Origin of the sequence: Haloarcula terrestris, from assembly GCF_031624315.1 — an archaeon.
Classification (GTDB): Archaea; Halobacteriota; Halobacteria; order Halobacteriales; family Haloarculaceae; genus Haloarcula; species Haloarcula terrestris.
In genome coordinates, this window is sequence record NZ_JAMQOM010000034.1 from 1 (window position 1) to 1,070 (window position 1,070).

Here is a 1,070-nt window from a genome sequence, read left to right on the forward strand (position 1 = left end):
GAGGGTGTCATAGAACTCTTCTCACACCGTGATGATCGTGCTTCCCGGATTGTCTCCGCGTTCGTAGTTGGTGATTGCGACGACGAGGCGAAGGCACAGAGCGAGGAACACCTGCGCTCGTGCGTGGACGCGGCCTCGGGCGTGCGTTCGCCCGAGGCCGCAGCCCTTCACTGATTCGTTGGTTCGTTCCACTCCAGTACGGCGGTTGTACGTCTCGTTTAGCGTCGATTGTTTCAGCTGCACGTCCTCGCTGTGTTTCTCAATGCGGTCCTCGACCCTGTATTCGATATCTTTCGGGTCGTCAGTGTTTCGTGCATTGTACGGGGCGACTGGCACGACCCCTGCGGCCAGCAGGTGGTCGTGCCAGTCGAGCGTGTCGTAGGCGCTGTCACCAACCATCCAAATCGGCTTGGCGACGGCGAGCGCGTCACGTGTGACGCGCATCGCCGTCTCTTCTGGCGCTTGTTTGCTCTCGGTGAACTCGGCTGCAATCGGTATCTTTTGTCCGGTCGAGACGATCGTACAGCCGTAGCCGTAGTAGTACTCGTCGTCGGTTGGATCGTAGCACTTCGAGGCGTCTTGATCGGCGGGCATCGCCCTCACATCTGTGGAATCGATGCAGTAAGCCAAGTCGAGCAGGCCGCGCCGGGCGGCCTGCTCGACGAGGTGGTCAAAGACTTCGTCGATAACGTGTTCAAGATCGGTGAGGAAGCGATCGACCGCGTCTCTTGACGGCGGTCGATCGAACCCACAGCTCAGCCAAACAATCGTGTTCCGAAGCTCCCGTTCAACGGGGCGAATGCCGTAGATGTCGTGGTAGTAGCAATGGAGGAACCCACGCATCATCTCTGGTGGCTCATGCTCTCGTGTTCGCCCCGTCTTCGCCGGGGCGAACACGTCGAACTCTTCGAGAAACTCAAAGGAGAGATGTTCAAACAACGCTAACGTCTCGGTCTCCGCGACATTGAAGAACGACTCTACCGAAGGCTCATTCTGCAGGGTCGCTGAGTCCATACCACCTCAGCGTTCACCCTGCTCTTTGGTGTGGTAACCGTTCTATGACACCCTCG

General features: G+C 58.4%; 1 protein-coding gene. It reads right to left on the reverse strand.

What is annotated here, in order from left to right; genetic code table 11:
* Positions 1-21: 21 nt before the first annotated feature.
* Positions 22-1,014, reverse strand: coding sequence for a transposase (locus tag NDI54_RS21385; protein WP_310898331.1), 993 nt, complete (start codon positions 1,012-1,014; stop codon positions 22-24).
* Positions 1,015-1,070: the final 56 nt, after the last annotated feature.

Bases quoted from the DNA above. Each gene is read 5' to 3' on its own strand.
- NDI54_RS21385 (WP_310898331.1), bottom strand. From the start codon at position 1,014: ATGGACTCAGCGACCCTGCAGAATGAGCCTTCGGTAGAGTCGTTCTTC.